This window comes from Flavihumibacter fluminis, assembly GCF_021491375.1.
GTDB classification, from domain to species: domain Bacteria; phylum Bacteroidota; class Bacteroidia; order Chitinophagales; family Chitinophagaceae; genus Flavihumibacter; species Flavihumibacter fluminis.
Genome location: NZ_JAKEVY010000001.1, coordinates 454,785 through 473,019, shown reverse-complemented (window position 1 = coordinate 473,019; position 18,235 = coordinate 454,785). Strand labels below are relative to the sequence as shown.

17 protein-coding genes are annotated in these 18,235 nt (G+C 45.3%); 10 read left to right on the top strand and 7 right to left on the bottom strand.

Annotated features, from left to right (window positions below; genetic code table 11):
• Window positions 1-4: 4 nt before the first annotated feature.
• The 4 genes from rplQ (at window position 5) to aroQ (ending at window position 2,682) form a co-directional block, all read left to right on the top strand.
• Complete coding sequence (gene rplQ, locus L0U88_RS02180) at window positions 5-511, top strand: 50S ribosomal protein L17 (protein WP_234863965.1); 507 nt, start codon at window positions 5-7, stop codon at window positions 509-511.
• Between the two features lie 91 nt (window positions 512-602).
• Window positions 603-1,712 (top strand): glutamine-hydrolyzing carbamoyl-phosphate synthase small subunit, encoded by a 1,110-nt coding sequence (gene carA / locus L0U88_RS02175; RefSeq protein WP_234863964.1) that lies wholly within the window; start codon window positions 603-605, stop codon window positions 1,710-1,712.
• Between the two features lie 16 nt (window positions 1,713-1,728).
• On the top strand, window positions 1,729-2,262 hold the full coding sequence (locus L0U88_RS02170; protein ID WP_234863963.1) for a GNAT family N-acetyltransferase: 534 nt from the start codon (window positions 1,729-1,731) through the stop codon (window positions 2,260-2,262).
• Window positions 2,263-2,265: 3 nt separating this feature from the next.
• Window positions 2,266-2,682, top strand: a complete 417-nt coding sequence (aroQ, locus tag L0U88_RS02165) for a type II 3-dehydroquinate dehydratase (protein ID WP_234863962.1) — start codon at window positions 2,266-2,268, stop codon at window positions 2,680-2,682.
• Here the strand turns inward: aroQ and L0U88_RS02160 are convergent, their stop codons facing one another.
• The gene (locus L0U88_RS02160) at window positions 2,683-5,211 is read right to left on the bottom strand and encodes a sialidase family protein (protein ID WP_234863961.1); all 2,529 of its coding nucleotides are present in this window, start codon (window positions 5,209-5,211) and stop codon (window positions 2,683-2,685) included.
• 43 nt (window positions 5,212-5,254) lie between these two features.
• Here L0U88_RS02160 and L0U88_RS02155 point away from each other — a divergent pair, with 43 nt between their 5' ends.
• A complete protein-coding gene (locus L0U88_RS02155) occupies window positions 5,255-5,920 on the top strand; it encodes a toxin-antitoxin system YwqK family antitoxin (protein WP_234863960.1) in 666 nt (221 codons plus the stop codon).
• Here the strand turns inward: L0U88_RS02155 and L0U88_RS02150 are convergent.
• Complete coding sequence (locus L0U88_RS02150; protein WP_234863959.1) at window positions 5,914-6,762, bottom strand: alpha/beta hydrolase; 849 nt, start codon at window positions 6,760-6,762, stop codon at window positions 5,914-5,916. The two genes, L0U88_RS02155 and L0U88_RS02150, sit on opposite strands and share 7 nt — an antisense overlap.
• A gap of 127 nt (window positions 6,763-6,889) precedes the next feature.
• Between L0U88_RS02150 and L0U88_RS02145 the strand changes: the two genes are divergently transcribed.
• Together L0U88_RS02145 and L0U88_RS02140 are read left to right on the top strand one after the other, a co-directional pair.
• Window positions 6,890-7,753, top strand: coding sequence for an SPFH domain-containing protein (locus L0U88_RS02145; RefSeq protein WP_234863958.1), 864 nt, complete (start codon window positions 6,890-6,892; stop codon window positions 7,751-7,753).
• A 19-nt stretch (window positions 7,754-7,772) separates the two neighbouring features.
• Window positions 7,773-7,976: a type II toxin-antitoxin system antitoxin gene (locus L0U88_RS02140; protein ID WP_234863957.1), complete on the top strand. Its 204-nt coding sequence runs from the start codon at window positions 7,773-7,775 to the stop codon at window positions 7,974-7,976.
• 463 nt (window positions 7,977-8,439) lie between these two features.
• Here the strand turns inward: L0U88_RS02140 and L0U88_RS02135 are convergent, their stop codons facing one another.
• Window positions 8,440-10,803 (bottom strand): M1 family metallopeptidase, encoded by a 2,364-nt coding sequence (locus L0U88_RS02135; protein WP_234863956.1) that lies wholly within the window; start codon window positions 10,801-10,803, stop codon window positions 8,440-8,442.
• Complete coding sequence (locus L0U88_RS02130) at window positions 10,800-11,420, bottom strand: HupE/UreJ family protein (protein WP_234863955.1); 621 nt, start codon at window positions 11,418-11,420, stop codon at window positions 10,800-10,802. The genes L0U88_RS02135 and L0U88_RS02130 overlap by 4 nt, the downstream gene beginning before the upstream one ends.
• A gap of 58 nt (window positions 11,421-11,478) precedes the next feature.
• Here L0U88_RS02130 and L0U88_RS02125 point away from each other — a divergent pair, with 58 nt between their 5' ends.
• On the top strand, window positions 11,479-11,967 hold the full coding sequence (locus L0U88_RS02125) for a DUF6702 family protein (RefSeq protein ID WP_234863954.1): 489 nt from the start codon (window positions 11,479-11,481) through the stop codon (window positions 11,965-11,967).
• On the opposite strand, the gene L0U88_RS02120 is transcribed toward L0U88_RS02125, so the two are convergent.
• Entirely contained in the window at window positions 11,964-13,265 is a 1,302-nt protein-coding gene (locus L0U88_RS02120) for a hemolysin family protein (protein WP_234863953.1), read from the bottom strand. The two genes, L0U88_RS02125 and L0U88_RS02120, sit on opposite strands and share 4 nt — an antisense overlap.
• Before the next feature lie 11 nt (window positions 13,266-13,276).
• The gene (locus tag L0U88_RS02115) at window positions 13,277-13,864 is read right to left on the bottom strand and encodes a phosphatase PAP2 family protein (RefSeq protein WP_234863952.1); all 588 of its coding nucleotides are present in this window, start codon (window positions 13,862-13,864) and stop codon (window positions 13,277-13,279) included.
• A 79-nt stretch (window positions 13,865-13,943) separates the two neighbouring features.
• Here L0U88_RS02115 and L0U88_RS02110 point away from each other — a divergent pair, with 79 nt between their 5' ends.
• Window positions 13,944-15,944, top strand: coding sequence for an LTA synthase family protein (locus L0U88_RS02110; RefSeq protein ID WP_234863951.1), 2,001 nt, complete (start codon window positions 13,944-13,946; stop codon window positions 15,942-15,944).
• Here the strand turns inward: L0U88_RS02110 and L0U88_RS02105 are convergent.
• Window positions 15,934-16,692, bottom strand: a complete 759-nt coding sequence (locus L0U88_RS02105) for a class I SAM-dependent methyltransferase (RefSeq protein ID WP_234863950.1) — start codon at window positions 16,690-16,692, stop codon at window positions 15,934-15,936. The two genes, L0U88_RS02110 and L0U88_RS02105, sit on opposite strands and share 11 nt — an antisense overlap.
• A gap of 116 nt (window positions 16,693-16,808) precedes the next feature.
• On the opposite strand from L0U88_RS02105, the gene glmM reads away from it, so the two are divergent.
• Window positions 16,809-18,191: a phosphoglucosamine mutase gene (gene glmM, locus L0U88_RS02100; protein WP_234863949.1), complete on the top strand. Its 1,383-nt coding sequence runs from the start codon at window positions 16,809-16,811 to the stop codon at window positions 18,189-18,191.
• Window positions 18,192-18,235: the final 44 nt, after the last annotated feature.

Genomic DNA, 18,235 nt, shown 5'->3' with positions numbered 1-18,235 from the left:
AGTCATGCGTCACGGAGACAAAATTAACAACCTGGGTCGTAAGAAAGCCCACAGAGAAGCCCTGCTGGCTAACCTTAGTATCAATCTCATTGAGCACAAGCGTATTGTGACTACCCTGGCTAAAGCCAAGGCACTGCGTGTGTTCATCGAGCCACTGATTACAAAGGCTAAATCAAATGATACCCACAATCGCCGCGTAGTGTTCAGCTACCTGCAAAACAAGGAAGCTGTTACTGAACTTTTCAGCACGATCGCTGATAAGGTTGGTGGTCGCCCCGGTGGTTATACCCGTATCATCAAACTGGGCGCACGTCCTGGTGATAACGCAGAGCAGGCTCTGATTGAACTCGTAGACTTTAACGAAGTATACGGTAAGGCTGCTGAAGCGAAAGCTGAACCAGCTAAGAGAACTCGTCGTGGTGGTAAAAAAGCGGCTGATGCGAAAGCTGAAGCTCCAGCTGCAGCCACTGAAACACCCGCTGAATCAACCCCTGAAAAAGCGGCTGAATAAGGATGAATGATTGATTCTCAATAATGGGCAGAATGGTTTTTCCATTCTGCCTTTTTTTTACGGATATTTGCAAAACTTTTTCCCAATACACATGCAACAAACTCCTCAACAAAAAGCTATCCTCGTTCTGCAGGATGGCTCGGTTCACCATGGTAAGGCATTTGGTAAAATCGGTACAACTACCGGTGAGCTTTGTTTTAATACAGGTATGACCGGTTATCAGGAAGTGTTTACAGACCCCAGTTACTATGGCCAGGTGATTATTATGAACTCTGTGCATATTGGTAACTATGGCGTTAAGGACGAAGATGTGGAGTCCGGTTCTGTTAAAGTGCGTGGTATTGTCAGCCGTAACCTCGAAGAACATTTCAGTCGCCGCCTTGCAAAAGGTTCCCTGGATGAATACCTCAAAGAGAATAATATTGTTGCTATTGAAGGGGTGGATACCCGGGCGCTCACTGCCAAAGTCCGCACCGAAGGTGCCATGAACTGCATCATCTCTTCAGAGATCTTTGATGTGGAAGAATTAAAGAAACAACTGAGCCAGGTGCCTTCCATGAACGGACTGGAACTGGCCAGCGTAGTGAGCACCACTGAACCCTACGAAATGGGGGATCCCAACAGCGACCTACGTATTGCTGTCCTCGATTACGGTGTGAAGAAACATATCCTGCAGTGCATGGTAGATCGCGGTGCTTTTGTTCGCGTATATCCTGCCAAAACTTCCTTCGAAGAACTGCAGCAATTTGCTCCCGATGGTTACTTCATCAGTAATGGTCCCGGTGACCCTGCACCTATGGACTATGCAGTTAAAACAGTTCAATCCATTCTGGAAACAAATAAACCCATGTTCGGTATCTGCCTCGGGCACCAGCTCCTGGCTCTTGCCAATGGCATCCCGACTTTTAAAATGCACCATGGTCATCGCGGTTTAAACCACCCGGTTAAAAACCTGATCACGGGTAAATGTGAAATCACTACCCAGAACCATGGCTTTGGTGTGGATCCGGAAGCAGTGAAAAAAGCCGATCATATCGAGATCACGCACGTGAACCTGAATGACCATTCCATTGAAGGTATCCGTGTCAAAGGCAAACCTGCTTTCTCAGTTCAATACCATCCGGAAAGCACCCCGGGACCTCATGACAGCCGTTACCTGTTTGATGAGTTCATTGGTATGATTAAGGCTTCGAAGAATTAATTCGTAGTTTTAATGCATGCTGCAGCTCAGTGCTTGTATAGCAGGCGATTTTTTACTGGAACCTATTGTCAGAGACGATCAGCCTTTTGTTTTCAAAGGACTGAGTGATCCTGCCGTAATTAAATTCTATGGGGTTTCATACGATTCATTGGAGGCTACTGCAGAACAAATGGATTTCTATGAAAACCTGGTTAAAGAGGAGCGAGGTGCTGCCTGGAAAATTGTGGATGGGCTGAACCAACAACCTGTTGGTGTGCTTGCCGGTTATGACTATCAACCCCAGCATGAAAAATTGGAAATCGGCTTCTGGTTGCTGCCGGAATACCAGGGCAAAGGAATACTCCAAACAGTGCTTCCTGTTTTCCTGCAGCAATTGCAAACCTTATTTAAACTGCACCGGCTGGAAGCTACCGTTGAATCAGAAAACCTGGCCAGTTGCCGGCTCCTTGAAAAAACAGGCTTTGTACAAGAGGGACTGCTGCGCGATTACGAAATCAAAAATGGAAAGCGAATCAGTCTTTTCGTATATTCCTTATTGTTAGCTAACTGAATTATGAATATTGCCATCATAAACGGACCCAATCTCAATCTGCTGGGAAAACGCGAGCCCGGTATCTACGGCTCGCAGGATTTTGAAAGTTTCCTTCAAAGTCTGCAGGCTAAATATCCCGCCATCAGCATTAGTTATTTTCAATCCAATGTGGAAGGGGAATTAATTGATGAACTTCAGCGCGTGGGCTTTTCAGTGGATGGCATTATCCTGAACCCCGGAGGTTATACCCATACTTCTGTTGCCCTCGGTGATACCATCGCGGCCATTACCAGCCCGGTGATTGAAGTGCATATAAGCAATGTGCATGCCCGTGAGGACTTCAGAAAAATATCCCATATCAGTGCCAAAGCAAAAGGAACGATTGCAGGGTTGGGACTGAAAGGCTATGAGTTAGCCCTTCAGTACTTCTTACCCTGATTATTTTTTTGCATCCGCAGGCACCAGTTTTTGAATTCCGCTGAGTGAGCAGATATAAATACTTCTGCCATGCGTACCCACTACGAGCTCATTCGCCTCTTCCTGTATGGCCAGGTCATGAACCGGAATTGCGGCTGGCAAATCTTTGGTGAAGGCATGAAAGCTGATACCATTATCCAGACTTGCATACAATCCTCCATCTGTTCCTGCATATAATATACCTTCTGCTTTAGGATCTTCCCTGAGAACATTTACTGGCTCAGCAGGCAGGTTCATTCCCAGCTGTTTCCAGGTTTGACCATAATCCTCACTGACATAGATATACGCAGTAAAATGATCATTGCGATAACCGTTCAGCGTTACATACACCCGGCCTTCTTTCCACTTGCTCGCTACTACTCTCGATACATACAATCCCTGTGGCAGTCCCGGTTGCTTCTTTGCAGGCTGACCAACTTTCGTCCAGGTGTTACCCCCATCCTTACTCACCTGCACATTCCCATCATCCGTACCGATATAGATCAATCCGAAACGCAGGGGTGATTCTGAAATAGTGGTGATGGTTCCAAATGGCACATCGCCGGTTTTAGCCCCATTGGTAAGATCAGCACTCATGGTTTGCAGCTCTTCCCCACGATTGAGCGAACGATGAAACTTACTGGATCCATAATACAGGATATCCTGGTTGTGTGAACTTAATAAGATGGGCGTCTGCCAGTTAAACCGCAGTGGATATTCTCCCATTTTATGAAGCGGACGAATCATTTTACGCTCGCGGGTAGCGAGGTTGATCCGGGTATAAAATCCAAATTGAGAACCTGTATATACGACCTGGTTGGTTCGGGTATCTACCTGGGCCTGCATACCATCTCCTCCTCCAATGCGCTTGTACGCATACTCACCCCTTTCTGTCCAGTATGTATTCTCCTTGTGATTCGATGGACCATACCAGCTTCCATTATCCTGCAAGCCTCCGTAAATGTTATAAGGCTTTGCTTTATCTACTGTGATGGCATAATACTGACCAACGGATGGCGCCTGCACCTTGAACCATTCCGAACCGCGATCATAACTGATATTGCAGCCGCCGTCATTGCCATTGATGATATGATCATGCTTACGCGGATTAATCCACAACGCATGATGATCCGAATGCACGTTTGGCTTATCAATAGATACGAATGATTTGCCTCCGTCTTCCGATACCATCAGGTCAATTCCAAGAATAAAAACGCGCTCCGGGTTAGAAGGAGATACATAGATCTTACCGAAATAATAACCATAGCTGCTATAATTGTCAATGGGCTTCAGGTTGGTTTTTGTCCAGCTCTTGCCTGCATCATCCGAACGATACACTTCACAACCCTTCACTGATTTATTCTGGAAGCCATCGTCCACAAACAGGAAATTATACAGTGCTGTTGGGGCAATGGAGTCCATAGCCACCATCCGCTTCAAACGATCAACTGTATATTCTGCAGGCACCCGGTTGGTGCTGAGGAATTTTTTAAGCTGGCTGCTGTCGAGTTGCTGAAAAGCTGCCTTGTCGAGGTTTTTCAAGGCTGCCAGCTGATAGGTAGAATCATTCTCTTTTTTAGCCACCACTTCTCTTGAATCCTGGTTGTCTACTACTGCATACACAATGCTGGGTTGTTTGGGATATACTGCCAATCCAATTCTTCCTGTTCCCGCACCTGTCACAAAGCCGGATTCTTCATCGCTGATGAGCTGCCAGTTGGTACCACCATCCGTAGATTTATAAATGCCACTGGTTTTGCCACTTTCTTCAAAATTCCAGGCAGAGCGGGTCCGGTACCACATTGCTGCATAGAGTTCATCCGGCTGCTGCGGATTGAGCTGAAGGTCTATTGCGCCTGTGGTTTCATCAATGTATAAGGTCTGCTTCCAGCTTTTGCCGCCATCCGTAGTTTTATAAATTCCGCGTTCCTTATTTGGACTGTATAAATGTCCCATTACCGCCACCCAGGCAGTCAGGCTATCTGTTGGATGCAATACCACTTCCCCGATATGATGCGAATCAGAAAGACCGAGATAGGTCCAGCTGGCTCCATTATCGGATGATTTATACATCCCGATGCCGGCATAGGTAGAGCGACTGCTGTTCACTTCCCCTGTACCCAGCCAGATAGTGCGTTTTGGACTGTTCCAGTTAATGGCGATATCACCAATCCCGATCACCATTTCCTGGTCGAAAATGGGCGTAAAGGAGAGCCCGTTGTTCTTGGTATGCCAGAGTCCTCCGGTGGCATACGCCAGGTAGAATTCAGTCGGATCTTCAGGATTGACTTCGATGTCAACTACCCGTCCCCCCATGATGGCTGGTCCAACATTCCGGAAGGCGATGTCCTTTAAAGGGCTGTTGTTCCTGACTTCCTGCCGCTTTTGCAAAGCTTTAAGACGTTCATCGCCACTGGTTGGGCGGATTTGTGCATAGCTTTGTAGAGCCAGGAAAAGACAAAGGATTCCGGCATATTTATTGGGACGGATAACAGAGCCTGAAAATACCATGGCAGTCGAGTTTACGTTTTAGTTAAAATCAAACATAACAACAATGCGTTGGATTTTGATCATATCCCTGCTGATTTCCTTACCTGCTGCAGCGCAGTGGAAGGATTATATCATTGGTGTGAAGGGTGATACCCTGAACAAAGTGGACCTGCAGGGTAGAAAACAGGGGCCTTGGGTACATCGTTATGAGACCATCCGGGGAGAAAGAGGTTTTGAAGAAGAGGGCGAATATGTGGATGATCGCAAAGAAGGCATGTGGCGCAAATACAGCCTGATGGGTGATCTGATGGCTATTGAAAATTTTCGCTGGGGATTTCTGGATGGGAAGGCGCAATACTTTAATAATGCCGGCAACGTATTCCGGGAAGAATCCTGGAGAGCCTTTAATCCGGATAAAGTGTATGATACGATTGATGTGGAAGATGTTCTGTTACCCGGCAATTTCAAACAGGTGATCGTAAAAAATGAAGGGGCTTCCGTAAAACATGGAACCTGGAATTACTTTGATCCTGCAAGCGGACTGATTGTCAAAACCGAAACCTATACTTTAGGTAAGATCGAGAAAAATAACAACCCTTCAACTCTGGGTACGGATACCCTGTCTATGGGCGCGAAAAAAGTACCCAAGCCGAAAGAAGTGCTGGAGTTTGAAAAGAAAAATGCCGGCAAGAAAAAGGTGAAAGTGAGAGACGGATCTGTTGGTTATTGATCCTTTTGCTCAAACCGGTCCCAGCGCTTTCTGAAAAACAACAGCTGATAATCGATGGCATTCTGCCAGTAATCCCAGTTGTGCCTTCCCGGGCGTTCGGTATAATCATGCGCGATATTCATTTCAGTCAGCCTTTTGCGGGCAGAGCGGTTCGCCATTAACAGGTAATCATCGGTACCGCATTCCAGTACCAGGGCAACGGTTTCCTTTAAGGTGGTATCTCCCGCATTGAATGCTTTCAGCCGATCCCAGTTGATCTGGCAGCAGCTGGAGTCCACCGACTTATCTGCGGACCTTGCAATCACTGCTTTGGCGATCGGATCCACCATCAATGCACCACTCATACTGCCTGCAGCGGCGAATAGTTCAGGATAATGTGATGCCATGAATAAAGCGCCAAATCCTCCCATGCTGAGTCCGGCAACAGCCCGGAACCGGCGGTCTTTGGCTGTGGGGTAGGTTTTATCTATGTAGGGGATGAGTTCCTTAATAAAATGCGACTCAAAACGATAGGAGCTGTCCAGGGGGTTATTGAAATAGAGGGTGGTGCGTCCTCCGTCGGGACAAACAATCAGGCAATTGTAACGGTCTGCAGCAGCCTGCAGCTCCGGTACTTTTGTAATCCATAAATTATAGCTGCCGCCCATGCCGTGCAGGAGGTACAAAACCGGGAATCCCTTTTCGGGTGCTTTTGTAACCGGCTGAACGACAATGAATTTCATGTCCTTTTTCATAGCCGGACTGTATAAACTCAGGGTGTCCACTTTTCCGGCCATCAGGGAAGCCTGGAGGAAGAGCAGTACTACTACCAATAGGGAACGAAGCCAGTAAGAAATCCGCATAGCGTCAACAATAGGTTGAAGAAATTAACTGAAAATTACCCGATCTGGTTCACAAATAAATGATAAAGAAATTTTGAAGCCTGCTTTTATTTGCCTAAATTTGATATCATTTTAATATCATAACAATATGGAAAAGATCATTAAACCGATGTCTGGTTATTTAACGCTGATCCTCACACTGGTTTTTTTGGCAGTAAGCATTGCCCTGTTTGTAAACAGCCAGGGAAATGGCTGGATGATTACAATAGGGGTGATCCTGACATTATCGGCGTTTTTCCTCTCAGCAGGACTGATTGTGATTTCGCCCAACCACTCCAGGGTGCTTACCTTCTTTGGTAAATATGTAGGAACTGCCAAGGAAAACGGGTTGTTGTTTGTGAATCCGTTGTACACCAAACAAAAAATTTCTTTAAGGGCGGAGAACCTGGAAAGTTCACGCCTCAAAGTGAATGACAGTATGGGTAACCCTATTGAAATTGCGGCGGTAATTGTTTGGCGGGTTGCTGATACGTATAAGGCGGCTTTTGAAGTGGAGGATTACGAGCAGTATGTGAAAGTGCAAAGCGAGGCGGCGATCCGTCATCTGGCCACCAGTTTTCCTTATGACCAGTTTGAAGATGAACACGCCACCATTACCCTTAGGGGTGGGGGTGAGAAAGTGAATGAGTTACTGGAGAAAGAATTGTCAGACCGGTTGGCACCTGCAGGTATTCAGATCATTGAGGCACGTATCAGTCACCTCGCTTATGCGCAGGAGATAGCCGGAGCCATGTTGCAGCGTCAGCAGGCCACAGCCATTGTTGCGGCTCGTACCAAAATTGTGGAAGGAGCTGTGGGCATGGTAGAACTTGCCCTGGAGCAGTTGTCTAAAAAGGAAATCGTACACCTGGATGAGGAGAAAAAAGCTGCGATGGTCAGCAATCTTATGGTGGTGCTGTGCGCAGAAAAAGCCGCGACACCCATTCTAAATACAGGAACACTGTATCAATAATTCAATGAAATAAACCATTGTGGCAGATAAAAAGAATTTCATACTACGCCTGGATGCAGATGTATATAAGCTTCTGGAGAAATGGGCCGCTGATGAATTCCGCAGTGTAAACGGGCAGCTGGAGTGGATTATACACCAGCAGCTCCGTGCCGCGGGTAGGATGGCGGGGAAGGAAGGAGGAAAGGAAAAGGGGAGAAAAGGAGGAAAGGATGAAGGAGTATAAGAGTAGCGGTCCTGGGAGGGTGTTGGGATGCAAGTGGGTCATATGAAAGACGTAGGATGACGTAGGATTGCGTAGGATTAGGTAGGATGAATTAAAAAAATTGATCTGAAGAGAAGGCTGATCCAAACCTTATTTTGCCTTGAAAACCCCACTGCTAAAGCAATTCCGGGCTGCCGGTTTCAATTTGGTAAGCCATGCGTAATTGGCTCATGAAAAGTCTGAATTGGCTCATACTACTCGAAAATCGGCCTGAAAATCGCATTAATTGGCTCAGAAACATCCTTAATTGGCTCACAACTAGCCGCATTTGGCTCAGCCTACACCAAAAAGAAGTGGGTACCAGACCTCTGGTACCCACTTCTCTATAAATCAGTGATCACGTCTTCCTTTGCTCCATCCTCCATTCCTCCATTCCTCCCTCTTCCATTCCCTTCTCACGTCTCACGTCTGACGTCTCACTTTCTTAAAACGCCTTCTTCTTCTCCATCGCTTTCTGCATTGGCGTAATACCAGTGCTTTGTCCGCGTGCAGCCTGCTTGAACTTGTACAACTGGAACTTGCTTGGAGCAGCGATAGTACCCCAGCTGTTGTTGCCTTCGTTGATATCAGCAGTTTCCTTCATCGGATCCAGCTGGATGGATTTCACTTTCTTATCCTTCACGTATACCTTGGTTACGCGGTTCTCATTCTTTCTCCAGATCTGGGCAGGAATGCGATCCACTTCCTTGGTGCCATCTTCATACGTAAACTCAACAATGATGGGCATTACCAGTCCGCCTTTGTTGGCAAATGCAACCTCATAAATGTGTTTGCTGCCGTACTTCGCCTGAAGGGCTGCATCTGCTTTCTCCACATTTACATTGCTTGGTACTTCGTAGGTAGTCGTGTCATAAGGCTCCAGTCCGCGTGCATATCTCCAATAAAAATCACGCAGTGAGGTATCCCGATCGGTTTCAAATACGATGCTCTTATCTTCCCGGTTGCGAATCTTGGAGATATCCTCAAATTCATTCACCTGGGGTTTTGCCAGTTTAATCTTACGTGTACCACTTGCCTGTGCTGGCAGATCAGCAAACTCAGGTGTCAGGTATTTAACCGTATCAATTGCAATATCAGTTGCATCTGTGCTGTAGAACCAACCTCTCCAGAACCAGTCCAGATCTTCTCCACTCGCATCTTCCATGGTACGGAACAGGTCTGCAGGTGTTGGATGCTTGAACGCCCAACGACGTGAATACTCTTTAAAGGCAAAATCAAACAGCTCTCTGCCCATGATGGTTTCACGCAGGATATTCAATCCGGTTGCTGGCTTGGAATACGCATTCGGACCAAACTGAATGATATTTTCGCTGTTGGTCATGATCGGCTCCAGCTGGTCTTTTGGCAGCTTCATGTAATCTACAATGCCTACTGCCGGACCACGGCGGCTCGGAAACTTATTATCCCACAATTCTTCTGTCAGGTATTCTACGAAAGTGTTCAAACCTTCATCCATCCAGCTCCACTGACGCTCATCACTGTTTACAATCATCGGGAAGAAGTTATGTCCCACTTCATGGATGATTACACCCAGCATGCCATATTTGGTGCCCTCGCTATAGGTTCCATCAGGAGCCGTACGTCCGTAGTTGAAACAGATCATCGGGTATTCCATACCGTTGGAAGCTTCTACACTCTGAGCAACCGGATAAGGGTAGGGGATAGAGAATTTGCTGTAGGATTTGATGGTATGTGCTACCGCTTTGGTGGAATAAGGGCGATACAGTCCATATGCCTCTTTTCCATAAAAACTCATACACATTACCTTCTTGCCTTCAACGTTTGCAGGCATGGCATCCCATACAAACTTGCGACTGGATGTCCAGGCGAAATCACGTACGTTATCTGCCTTATAAATCCAGGTTTTTTTGGCTTTGCTTTTTGCCTTCTCCGCTTTTTTAGCTTCCTCCAGGGTTACGATTTCAACTACATCTTTTGCAGTTTGCGCTTTCTGATAACGGGCCATTTGCGTTGGAGTCAATACCTGTGCATAGTTCAGACACTCACCGGTTGAACCCACCACGTGGTCAGCCGGTACAGTCATCTGTACTTTGAAGTTGCCAAATGTGAGGGCAAATTCACCGCGACCAGTAAACTGGTGGTTCTGCCAGCCCTGGAAATCACTGTACACACACAAGCGGGGATACCACTGCGTGATGGTGAAAAGATGGTTGCCATCTTCAGGGAAGAATTCATAACCACCTCTGCCGCCTTCTTTCATGCGATCCGTGATCTTGTAATTCCAGTCAATTTTTAGGATGATCTTTTGACCAGGCTTCAGGGGTGTTGCCAGATCAACGCGCATCATGGTTTTATTGATGGTATACTTCATTGGTTTACCCAATGCATCAGTGAGTTTCAGGATATTCACACCGTTGTCATTTTTCTCTGGTACCATACGGTCCAGTTGCATGTCAACGGTCTGTCTGCCCATGGTGCTCGCATCCTGGTAGTTGGCATTTTTATCAGAGCTGTGCTCATTCTCGTCGAGCTGAAACCAGAGATAGGATAATATATCCGGTGAGTTGTTGTAATAGGTAATGGTTTCACTACCATTTAACCGTAGTTTTTCTTCATCCAGTTCACACTTGATGTCATAATCCGCGCGCTGTTGCCAGTATTTCGGACCAGGTGCACCACTGGCGGTACGGTACTCATTCGGTGTTGGCAGGATTGTGCCCAACTGCTCGAATTTGTTCCCGTGATTGGAGCCGGGGTTGTTTTGAAGGTTCTGAGCCATTGCCGAACCTGACAATAAACCCAGGCATGCAAGTAGGAGATTTCTCATTGCTTTGTTGTTATTATTGCTGTTTGTGTTTTATTTAATAATTCCGGGAATCTTTCCCAGGCAATCTTAAGGGCGAATAGCAGAATCAGTAATGACCAAACCCGGATCCACCACAGTTGAGGAATGTTCAACTTCTCTACAAAAATAAAGGATAGCGCCAAGACAACCGCTACCACTAATAATTGTGCTACTTCAATTCCGAGGTTGAAGGCCAGTAAATGACTGGTCAGGTTTTCTCCGCCTTCGAGGTCAAGCAGGAGATTGGCATATGCCAAACCATGTATCATGCCGAAAAACAGCGCGAAGAAATAAATAACCGGCAATTTCTCACGCTTTCCATTTGGTTTGAAAAACAGGTTTATGCCTGCAGTACCGGCAATGGTAAGTGCAATCAGAAACTCAATCAATGGAACGGAAACAGTTACATATCCAAAAACGCTTAATATCAGCGTAAGGCTATGACCAATGGTAAAAGCTGTTACCAGGATTGCCACTTTCTTCCAGTCTTCCAGTTTGTACCGCAGACAAAGTGCAGAAACAAATAATATGTGATCCAACGCATCCCAAGTTAGGATATGTTCTACACCGAGCCCGAAGTAAAGGTTAAAATCCTGCATAAATTCGTAAGCTACCAAAATAAAACAGAGTTTTGTGCTGGAAAAATAAAAATGTTCAATGGCTGCAATTTTGTTTAAATGGATGTTGGTTTCCTGGATGAGCTGGATGCATCCATTTTATGTGGGAGTAACCGAAGTGCAACACAATAAAACCGACCAGACGCTGGAGATCAGTATCAAGTTATTTATTGATGATTTTGAAAGGGGTCTTTCAGCACAATACAAAACAACTGTAGACCTGACCAATCCTAAAGACCCCAAGCAGACAGATGCCTGGATTTTTCAATATATTCAGAATAATGTTCATTTAAAAGTAAACGGCAAGCCGGTCACACTGGAATATGTTGGATATGAAAAAGAAAGAGAAGCTGCCTGGTGTTATGTCCAGGTCTCCAATGTTGCAGATGTAAAACAATTGGCCATTGAAAATTCACTCTTGTACAATGTACTGGATCAGCAAATCCATATTATGCACCTGAATGCAAACGGCCAGCGAAAAAGTGGAAAGGTAATGAATCCGGAAAGACAGTTCAGCGCCAGTTTTTAATCCTCATCATCCATTCCTTCCCGGATATCCTGGGAAATTGTTACCAGAATTTTATCAATACGTAGGGAGTCCATATCGATAATTTCAAACCGGAATCCTTTCCATTCAAGCGTATCGCCAGTATGTGGAATCCGTTCCAGTTTGTGTAAAATAAACCCGGCAAGTGTATTGAATTCCTGTTCTCCCTCGTGCATCCAGTCGGTCATTTCAAAGCGGGAAAGGAAATCATAGAAAGGAATCTGCGCATCTACCAGATAGGAACCATCATCGCGTTTGATGATTTCATAATCTTCAATATCGGGCTGAGGTAAATCGCCCACAATTGCTTCGAGGATATCATTCAGGGTGATCATGCCCAATACTGATCCATATTCATCCACGATAAAACAGGAATGGAGCTGTGTTTCCTTGAATTTCTCCAGCACCCTATACGCAGTGTTGTTCTCCGGAACAAACATAGCTGGTTTCATAATATGTTTGAACAGGGTGAGATCACTGGTGATATAGAGGTCCTTGATGGATACTACCCCTTTGATATCATCTATATCCCCATCGCAAATGGGATAGATGCTGTGCGGTTCCTTAACAATTTTCTCTTTAATGCTTTGTTCGTTGTCATTCACATCAAACCAGACGATATCACTCCGGTGTGTCATCAGGGAAGTAATATTCCGGTCACCCAAATGAAACACCCGTTCAATGATTTCCTGTTCTGCTTCTTCAATGGTTCCCTGTTCCGTACCCTCACTGATGATCGCCTTGATCTCTTCTTCTGTTACCTGCGAGTCATTCGGTTTTACACCCAGCAAACGAGTTAATAAATAAGTCGATTTGCTTAAGAGCCAGATAAAAGGGTGCGTTGCCAAACTGATGATGCGCATCGGGCCCGCTGCCAGCTTCGCGATTTTTTCCGGATTGGATAAACCGATTCGTTTGGGTAATAATTCACCCAGCACCATGCTGAAATAGGTAAGCACAATCACGACAACCGCTGTAGCTAATCCATTTGCGTAATCACTTAAGAAGGGGATGTCTTTAAAAAAGGCGGCCACATCAGATGTTACCGTATCGCCGGAGAAAATACCGGTTAAGATTCCAATTAGGGTAATACCAATCTGTACGGTAGATAAAAACGTGTCGGGATGGTTGGCCAGTGCCAATGCTTCTTTCGCCCTTAAATCCCCTTTCTGAGCCTGTGCCTCCAACCTTGCTTTTCTTGCTGAAACCAGTGCTATTTCGGCCATTGAAAAAAGGCCATTCAACAGTATTAAACCAAATATTATAAAGATCTCTATCATGATTGCTTAGTTCAGCTTCCAGCCAGTTTGGGCAGGCCAATATTTTTATTGAAGATACTACTCATCAGCATACCCAGCAGGAATCCAAGCAAACCGCCTGCCAGTACATCCAGTGGGTAGTGCACAGCTACATACACCTGTGCGAATGCCACCATGCCGGCAAATACAAACAGGCAATTGATCCAACTGCCCAGGTAAGGACGCAGGGTGGTAGCTACAAAAGTGGCAAATCCAAAATGATTGGTCGCGTGAGAAGAAGTAAAACTGCTGCTGCGGGGACAATATCTTACATAAAACCGCAACTGGTCCATTAATTCGGGATCCCTGCAGGGACGTAAACGAATGATATTATTTTTAATCAGGTTGCTGCTGAATTGATCCGTGAGCGCGATGGTGCAAATGGCGAATAGAATCCACCACCAACCCTTTCTTCCAAAATTCTGAATCGCCAGAACAATGAAGAACAGGTACAAGGGTATCCAGAAATAAGTTTCCCGAATATGCTGGAAAAGGAAATCCAGCACCGGATACTGCCAGTGGGTATTGATCTCAAGAAGCAGGTGCTTGTCCCATTCCACCAGCCGTTTAAAAAATTCCATATCTCTTACAACTTACACAAAAATAAGTAGTTAGCAAGAATAAAACCGGTATGTGTAAATAATTGCGAAATTCGCGCACATGTTTCGATTGTCCCCACTGATTCGATGGATTTTACTGGTACTTATTTTTTTGTTGGTCACCATGAGTGTGGCCAGGTTGTTTACCTATATGATCTTTGCCATACCCGGACAAGAAGACGGTTCCAATTGGCCGGTTTTCTGGCTGGGAGTACGGTATGATCTTAGATTGGTATCTGTTATTGGACTGGTACTGTTAGTCCTGGGGAGTGTTAAGCCATTAAATCCCTTTCAAAACAAGGCTGCTAAAAAAGGCTGGACATGGATATTGGGCCTCGTTTTTTTACTGCTGATCATTTTCTATATCATTGATTTTCTGCATTTCCGCTACCTGAACCAACGCCTCAATGCCAGTGCCTTAAGTTTCCTGCAGGATGCCGGTATTTCAGCCACCATGGTGTGGCAGACCTATCCGGTTATTCAATTGCTGCTGGCTATAATTGTGCTTACCTGGCTCATGGTTTTAAGCCTGCGACGCATGTTCAAATGGACAGAAAAGCCAGCTCAACCAATAGTATCTCCTTTCAAATGGATGTATCCGCTGCTATTGGGGATACTATTTGCGATTGGAATTTTTGGCCGGGTAGGGCAGTACCCCCTTCGCTGGAGTGATGCCTTTAACCTGGGTTCCGATTTCAAAGCCAATATCGCATTGAACCCCATTCAGTCTTTTTTCAGTTCATTTAGTTTCAGGTCCACTTCTTATGACCTTGCGAAAGTCCGGGCTTCCTATAACCAGATGGCGGATTGGCTGGGAGTAACTGAAAAGGATAGCACAGCGCTTACATTTTCCCGACAGGTTCAGCCAGATTCAATTGCGAACTGGGCAGGCACTCAAACACCCAACATAGTATTAGTGATTTGTGAAAGTTTCAGCGGGTATAAAAGTTCCATGTGGGGCAATCCCCTCAATACGACTCCCTATTTTGCGGAGCTCTGTAAAAACGGATTGTTTTTCGATAACTGTTTTACCCCAACGATCGCCACTGCGCGCGGTGTATGGGCTACCTTAACCGGCATCCCGGATGTGGAACTGGTTAAAACTTCCAGTCGCAATCCCATGATGGTGGATCAGCACATGATCGTAAACGATTTTAAAGACCACAGCAAATATTATTTCATTGGGGGCAGCACCAGCTGGGCGAATATCAGAGGCATACTGAATAATAATATCGCAGGCTTGAAAATATTCGAAGAACAGGATTACGATGCACCCAAAATTGATGTTTGGGGTATCAGCGATAAGCATCTTTTTTTACAGGCTGATAAAATCCTGCGCACCGAACAACATCCTTTTTTTGCAGTCATACAAACTGCCGATAACCATCGCCCCTACACGATACCGGAAGAAGACCGCGAAGCGCTGGGTGTGGTAAATTTCCCCCTGGATAGTTTGCGCAAGTATGGATTCGAATCCAATGAGGAACTGAATGCATTCCGCTATACTGATTATTGTTTCAAAGCCTTCATGGAACAGGCAAAAACGGCTCCCTATTTTGAGAATACGCTTTTTGTATTTGTAGGTGATCATGGTATCGCAGGAAATGCGGGGCCTTTATTCCCTGAATCCTGGACAAAAAACTCCCTCTCTTCCAACCATGTGCCCCTGTTGTTTTATGCACCAGGAAAAATTCCGGTAAAGCGGGTGCATGATCTTGCTTCCCAGGTGGATGTACTCCCAACCATTGCCGGCATTGCAAATATTCCCTACCGGAATTCAACAATGGGCAGAGACCTGGCCAACATGCATTTTTCTGGAAAAGGAGCTGAAAGCAGGGCCTTTATTCTGGATATCAATAATAAAAACAGGGGTATTATTTACGATCAGTTTTATTATTCCAAATCACTGCAGGGTAATGTGCAGAGTCTTGCTTGGGCTGATTTTAATAAAGCGCAAGACAAACAGGAGCCACCGGTTGACTGGTATGAATGGTGGTCGCAGGCTTATTTTGAAACGGCCCGCTATCTCTTGTTACACAACAAGAAAACAATTACGAATTAGGAGGCAGGAATTTTTTCGCCAGCACGATCATACGGGGCGATTTTTTTACATCATAGTGCCCGAAGAAATAATCTCCATACACTTCCTGAACCTGGAGATTGTGAAAGGCCAGCATATCAGTCATATCTCCGAGTGAATATTTGGCAACCTGTTCAGTAAATACCAATGGTTCACTGAGCTGCTCATCCATAATCTCGATTTTCTTATGAAAATGCGTTTCATCAAACCATTTGGTGATATAGAATTTGACACCCCTGTATTCTTCTTCTTGCGTGTACTGCAGGTTATCTTCCGTGTAATGGGTATTTAAATAATCAATAACCAGGGTGCCTCCGGGTTTCAGGGCATTGGCCATGGTTCGGATGGCATTGTAATTTTCTCTTTCCGTTCGGAAATATCCAAAACTGGTAAAGAAATTAAAAGCATAATCAAAATAGTTCACCCAAAAAGGCAAACGCATATCATGTAAATAAAAATGAAGGGTGTCGGAAGCGTATTGTTGGGCTGCTTCAATACTGCGGGGAGATAAATCAATTCCGGTAACATCAAATCCTTTACTGGCCAGGTGTTGCGCATGACGACCCCGGCCACAGGCAATATCCAGCAGTCTGGAGCCGGCAGGCAAAGGATCTAAATGGTTGATCAGCCGATCCACAAATGCATCCGCTTCTGCTTCATCCCGCTGGTGATACAGTACCGGATAGTAAGGGGAGTCGAACCATTTTTCGAACCATTCTACCGCTGCCATTAGAATATTTTTATCAAATGTAATCGGAGCTGGCCAATTTTTGATAAATCTTCAGGAATTAGGCTGCTCGCCACAAGGCAGAAACGCTTATTTTTGAATCCACAAACCTTTGAACCGTGGCATTGATAAAAAGTATTTCTGGAATTAGAGGAACGATCGGCGGTAATCCTACTGAAAACTTAACACCTCTTGATATTGTTCGCTTTGCTGCCGCCTATGGCAGTGTTTTATTAGAGAATCAAAAAACTGCCAGGGTTGTTATAGGCAGAGACGGACGAATTTCCGGCGAAATGGTAAGTCAGCTGGTAACTCAAACCCTGGTGGGACTGGGTATACAGGTAGTAGACCTGGGACTGAGTACTACTCCAACTGTAGAAATGGCGGTGGTTTGGGAAAAGGCGGATGGTGGCATCATTCTGACTGCCAGTCACAATCCCAAAGAATGGAATGCATTGAAGCTCCTGAACAGTGATGGTGAATTCATATCCGCTGAACTCGGAGCACGCGTGCTGGAACTGGCAGCTAATGAAAAATTTCAGTTTGCATCGGTTGATAAACTGGGTTCAGTTACTACCAATACCAGCTATTTCGAGAAACATATCCAGGCGGTACTGGACTATCCTCTTGTGAATCGTGAGGCCATTGCCAAAAAGCAGTTTAAAGTGGTGGTAGATGCCATCAATTCTACTGGTGCACTGGCAGTTCCACAGCTGTTAAATGCTTTGGGAGTTGAAGACGTGATTGTTCTGAATTCAGAAGTAAACGGACGTTTTGCTCACAACCCCGAGCCTTTACCAGAAAATTTATCTGCCTTAAGTGCAGAAGTAAAAAAACAAGGCGCTTCTTTAGGTATTGCCGTTGATCCGGATGTGGACAGGCTCTGTTTCGTTTGTGAAGATGGTAGCATGTTCGGGGAAGAATTCACCCTGGTGGCTGTTGCTGATTATGTGCTTTCGCATCGGAAAGGAAACACGGTTTCCAATATGTCATCCACCAAAGCGCTTAAGGAAATTACCCTGCAGCATGGTGGTGAGTATTTTCCTTCCGCAGTAGGTGAAGTGAATGTGGTGAAGAAGATGAAAGAAGTGAAAGCTGTGATTGGTGGAGAAGGAAATGGTGGAATCATCGTGCCTGATTTTCATTATGGCCGCGATGCACTCATCGGAATCGGACTTTTCCTGAGTGCGCTTGCACAACACAAAAACGGCATCAAATCTTTCCGTAACAGATATCCGGATTATTTCATCTCCAAGAATAAGATTGAGCTGGAAAAAGGAATCAATGTGAAGGATATTTTTGAGCAGATTCAGAAGAAATACAAAAAGCAGCCGATTAATACGGAGGATGGATTGAAGATTGAATTTGAATCCGATTGGGTACATCTGCGGACCTCTAATACCGAACCCATCATCCGGATTTACGCGGAAAGTAATTTTGAAACTACTGCCAATAATATCGCTTTACGCCTGATGCAGGACATCAAAGAATTCATTCAATAAACCCGAATAGGGATTAATCAGAATAATTTAGGAAATTTGCGGCT